Source organism: Rossellomorea vietnamensis NBRC 101237, from assembly GCF_001591825.1.
In the GTDB taxonomy this organism is placed as follows: Bacteria; Bacillota; Bacilli; order Bacillales; family Bacillaceae_B; genus Rossellomorea; species Rossellomorea vietnamensis.
In genome coordinates this window covers 1-4,503 of record NZ_BCVQ01000090.1, presented here as the reverse complement: position 1 = coordinate 4,503, position 4,503 = coordinate 1, and the positions used below count along the sequence as shown (strand labels likewise).

At 43.9% G+C, this 4,503-nt stretch carries 5 protein-coding genes; all 5 read right to left on the bottom strand.

Annotated features, from left to right (window positions below; all coding sequences use genetic code 11):
* Nucleotides 1–189: 189 nt before the first annotated feature.
* Nucleotides 190–1,056, bottom strand: a complete 867-nt coding sequence (gene prmC, locus BVI01S_RS21665; protein ID WP_280513004.1) for a peptide chain release factor N(5)-glutamine methyltransferase — start codon at nt 1,054–1,056, stop codon at nt 190–192.
* A gap of 2 nt (nt 1,057–1,058) precedes the next feature.
* Nucleotides 1,059–2,129 carry a peptide chain release factor 1 gene (gene prfA / locus BVI01S_RS21660; protein ID WP_061811529.1) on the bottom strand — a complete coding sequence of 357 codons (1,071 nt, stop codon included), beginning with the start codon at nt 2,127–2,129 and terminating at the stop codon, nt 1,059–1,061.
* A gap of 132 nt (nt 2,130–2,261) precedes the next feature.
* A complete protein-coding gene (locus BVI01S_RS21655; protein WP_061811528.1) occupies nt 2,262–2,714 on the bottom strand; it encodes a hypothetical protein in 453 nt (150 codons plus the stop codon).
* Between the two features lie 237 nt (nt 2,715–2,951).
* Entirely contained in the window at nt 2,952–3,905 is a 954-nt protein-coding gene (locus BVI01S_RS21650) for an IS3 family transposase (protein ID WP_082804801.1), read from the bottom strand.
* A complete protein-coding gene (locus tag BVI01S_RS21645; protein ID WP_051758181.1) occupies nt 3,902–4,213 on the bottom strand; it encodes a helix-turn-helix domain-containing protein in 312 nt (103 codons plus the stop codon). The genes BVI01S_RS21650 and BVI01S_RS21645 overlap by 4 nt, the downstream gene beginning before the upstream one ends.
* Nucleotides 4,214–4,503: the final 290 nt, after the last annotated feature.

Here is a 4,503-nt window from a genome sequence, read left to right as displayed (position 1 = left end):
CAACTTTCAAGCGTTTCCCGCAGGAGTCGAGCACCTTCCGCTCCAATCAACTTAATGAGCAACAATTTTTAAAGATATATACAATTAAACAACCCTATTAAAACCAACATAAAATATCCTGTACTCCTACAAAAATAGAATCTTTCCCACAAAAAACACCCCCAATCATCACAATCGAGGGCACATTTCCTATTTCCTCACACAAAACACCATACGATCTTTCCCATTGATATCATGGACGACTTCTGTTTCTGCATCGGGGAAGGTCGCACGCAGCAGATCCGCAACCGTCTCTCCCTGGCCGACGCCGACTTCGAAGCCGATCAGGCATTTTTCTTTCATGACAAGAGGTAGTTCCTCCATAAAGCGTTTATAGAGATCATAGCCATCTTCTCCGCCAAACAATGCGAGTTCCGGCTCATGCCCGATGACGACATCTGATAGAGTTTCCCGATCCGTCAAAGGAATGTATGGAGGATTGGATAAAAGAATATCCAGCTTCACTCCGGCTTCGATCAATGGCTTCAACAAATCTCCTTCATAAAAGCGCACATCGGCGTCGAGTCTCCTGCTATTCTCTCCGGCAACCTCCAATGCTTCCCTCGAAATATCGACGGCCATCATCTCAAGAGGCAACCTGTTTGACTCAAGCTTCAACGTAACGGCAATCGCCCCGCTGCCTGTCCCGACATCGGCAGCCTTAAGAGGAGCAGCCGCATCACGGAACAAATCCTTCATCTTCTCCAGACCATAATAAATGAGTTCTTCCGTTTCCGGTCTCGGAATCAGCACATGCTCATTCACCACAAACTCACGGCCATAAAACTCCTCAGTCCCGATAATATGCTGTATCGGCACCCCGTCAGCATGTAACCGGATCCCCTCCTGGAATTCGTCCCATTTTTCCTGAGGGACCGACCTCCGCTGTTCTGCCAGCAGTTGTGATCGTGACATCCCCAGCAAATGCCGCAAGTAGATTTCTCCCACATTCTCATCGCGGCCATTTTCGACTAAAAAAGAAGAAGCCCATTTCAGGGCTTCAAATACCGTCACCATGACTATTCTTCCAGTCTTTCAAGAAGTTTGGACTGATCTTCGATGATCAATGCATCGATGACTTCATCCATCTTTCCTTCAAGGATTTGGTCAAGCTTCTGGATCGTCAGGCCGATGCGGTGATCCGTGACACGGTTTTGTGGGAAATTATACGTACGGATACGCTCCGAACGGTCACCGGTACCAACGGCCGATTTACGATTGGCATCGTACTCCGCTTGAACCTCGCGCTGGAACTTATCGTACACGCGGGCACGCAATACTTTCATCGCTTTTTCTTTATTCTTGATTTGGGACTTTTCATCCTGACATGACACGACGACACCTGTCGGGATGTGCGTCAGACGCACGGCAGACATGGTCGTATTAACACTTTGTCCTCCCGGGCCGCTTGATGCGAACGTATCGACACGGATATCTTTATCGTGGATATCGACTTCGACTTCTTCCGCTTCAGGAAGGCAGGCAACCGTTGCCGTCGACGTATGGATCCGTCCGCCGGATTCAGTTTCAGGTACACGCTGTACGCGGTGCGCTCCGTTTTCGTACTTCATTTTGGAGAATGCACCATTCCCGTTGATCATGAAGATGATTTCTTTGTATCCACCGACACCAGTAGAGTTCGCTTCCATGACTTCGATCTTCCAGCCTTGTGTTTCAGCAAAACGACTGTACATGCGGTATAAATCACCGGCAAACAGGGCTGCTTCATCTCCCCCTGCAGCACCACGAACCTCCATGATAACGTTCTTATCATCGTTCGGGTCTTTCGGGATCAATAATATTTTCAGACGAGCTTCCAACGCTTCGATTTGCTCTTCAAGCTCGGAAACTTCTTCCTTCACCATTTCACGCATATCAGCATCAAGCTTATCATCCAGCATCGCCTTCGCGTCTTTATACTGCCCGGTCAATTCTTTATATTCTCGATATGCTTCTACCGTTGCTTGGATGTCTGATTGTTCTTTTGAATAATCTCTTAGCTTCTTTGGGTCATTCACAATTTCTGGATCACTCAACAGCTCATTTAACTTATCATAGCGATCTTCCACTGCTTGTAAACGATCGAACACAGCTATTCACCTCAATTTTAATCCATAACAGTACAATTATATTATATGGTGTATGTAAACACAAGGAGGAGCGGGAATGGGGACAAGGGGAATTTAGATGAAAAAGGGGCAGCCGATGAGCTCCCCCTTCCATTATCTTTCGGTGATTTTCACATTGATATCGTATCGGGGAATCGCTCTTTGCAGTTTGTCTTTGAGCATGGCTTCCTCTTTATCGGTTTCGGCCATGTTCATTTCTTTCTTCGTATGAGCGGTCACCCACATTTGATTCCCATTGATCCACACCTCATCCGGCTGGAATTTCGAATAATCCCTTACGACTTCACGGGCTTTGTCTTCATACACACCGGTAGTCGTGGAAGTCGTACCTTGAGAATTGGTCAGGTTCGGGAAATTGGGATTTTGATCGGTGACATCCCGCACGCTTTTATCTTGACGCTTATCCATCTCTGCCTTGCGGTTGTCTATGAAACGGGTCCCGCCGCTGTCATTATGCACACCGTATTCTGACTCCTGATTCACACCGCACGCTGTAATCAAAAGAAAGAAAACGGTAAATGATAAAGCTAGTGCTATCTTTTTCATGCTTTCACACCTCCTGCTTTTAGGTTTTCCTGGAGGAGGGTGGTTATGCACGGGTTTGATTTGAGATGTGTATACGATCAGAGGGAATATATGTAAAAAGGAGCAATTAAGGAAAAAATGACGCAATTACGGTTTGACCCCCTAATTACTGACGTTTTCTCCAAGGGGCTTACTTGTTCTTAGTTTTTCATTTTGTTTTTCCTTCTTCGCTTTTATGAAGAAGGAAAAACCTTTATTTTAAAGGCTTAAAGCCATTTCTTCAGGAAAACCACTATCTTTGTATTTCTCATGAAACTTCACGGGTGACATCCTTCCAAGGCTTCCGTGATATCTACGGTGGTTATAGAATGCCATAAACTCATCAATTTCATAATACGCTTCTTCAAAATAGGTAAATTCATATCGCCTAAATAAATCACGTTCCAAGATACTAAAAAAGGATTCGATATAGGCATTGTAGTTTGGCGATCTTGGAGGAATTCGTTCATGAAAAACGTTGTTTTTCTCACAAAACTCCCCAAATAGATTACTGATAAATTGCGGGCCATTATCTGTTCTTATCACAATGCAATGGCCATTAGAATCATCTATGACCTGTAACTGTCGTCTAATAATGGCTTCATTAAGCATTCCTGTTATATCTTTGGCTGTACACCTTGGTCCTCTGTAATATCCAACGATGGAGCGATCGAAGACATCAATGGCACATGCCACAAAGAAAAATCTTCTGCTTCCCACGATGCTTCCGTACTTAATATCAAGCTGCCAGAGTTGATTAGGGGCAGTAATGATACGGTTACGAACCAATCGTTTGGGGTATTTAGGATTTCCCAGTCGTTGTGGCAGTAGAATGCCTAGCCTTTTGCACAACCTGGCCACCTTTTTATGATTAATTTGAAGGTCATGTTCATCTTCTAATAATTTGGTGAGATTCTTTACACCATACGTGGCACCATCTCCCTCAATGGCCTCCATCAAGAATTCCTCAATCTGCTCATCAGGGATGATGTCTCCTGATTGGGTCTTTGAATACCCTGGAATGGGACGACCCCTTTTCTCTACCATTTCAATTGGTTCGTCAGTGGCATTATGGTAATAATACAGGGATCTGTTTGTCCCTGTTATCTCAGTAAGCTTAGTAATATGAAACCCCTCCCTTGCCCATACTCGAAGCTCTTCTAAGACGGTCACGGCCGGTATTGGTTTTTTTTTAATAAGTTTCTAAGCATCGCCACTTCAAGTTCTTTCTCACCAAGCAGTTTCATAGCTTGTTCATATTTTGCTTTTAACTCTTCTCTAGAAGGCTCAGTGGACAGGATAGCTGAAGCTGGATCTTCCATTTGATCACGTACTTCATCCTCATATTCCTTAATCCACCTCGTCAAAGTGGACCGTGAAATTCCAGCGTTTCGAGAAATGGAAGAGTAATTCCCACTCTCTAAAGCCATCCGAACATAATTCCTTTTTACTTCCTCTAAGGCTTCAATCTTTTTTGACATGGAACAGCCCTCCAAAATCCCTCTGTATTTATGGTTCTAGTGTACTGTTTTAGGTACAAAAGTGTCCAAAGGAATTAGGGGGTCGTAAAGATTACTTATAGAAACGACGCAATAAATCGTAAAATGACGCAATCACCGTCGAAAATGACGCAATTCAGGTCGGCAAAAGTCAAGTCCTTTATATTGTGTAAATTCCATACTTGTCTTTCTTAACTGTAAATTGAATATAGGTACTCCATTCAACATTTTTTTGCAAAACTTCCATAATTAATTTCTTCATAGCCAGGGAA